The 410-nt window shown below is 38.8% G+C and carries 1 tRNA gene; it reads left to right on the top strand.

Going from position 1 to position 410, the window contains the following annotated elements:
- Positions 1-141 precede the first annotated feature (141 nt).
- Positions 142-213 (top strand) — tRNA-Glu (locus ACLNCW_RS09815).
- Positions 214-410 lie beyond the last annotated feature (197 nt).

Raw genomic sequence — 410 nt, 5'->3', positions numbered from 1 at the left:
GAGAGACTTACGTATTGTGTTTAAGGAGTTTGATATCCGTACTCATTAGGGAGTCATACAAAAAAACATAAAAAGTTTAAAAAAGTTGTTGACAAGTCAGAAAAAGTCTGTATAATAGTAAGAGTTGAAAATAACAGCTCAGGTCCGTTGGTCAAGGGGTTAAGACACCGCCTTTTCACGGCGGTAACACGGGTTCGAATCCCGTACGGACTATGGTATGTTGCGGATGGCACACTTGATGAAAAAAAGTTTCAAAAAAGTTTCAAAAAAGTGTTGACAAGCGAAAGCGACTGTGATATACTAATATAGTTGTCACTTGAGAGAAGCGAGTGACAAAGACCTTTGAAAACTGAACAAGACGAACCAATGTGCAGGGCACTACAACTAAGGTTGTAGTACTGAACAATGAA

This window comes from Streptococcus sp. CL6.22, from assembly GCF_049738055.1.
In the GTDB taxonomy this organism is placed as follows: Bacteria; Bacillota; Bacilli; order Lactobacillales; family Streptococcaceae; genus Streptococcus; species Streptococcus mitis_DJ.
Note: the sequence above shows the minus strand (reverse complement) of the source record. Positions and strands in the feature narration are given on the sequence as shown.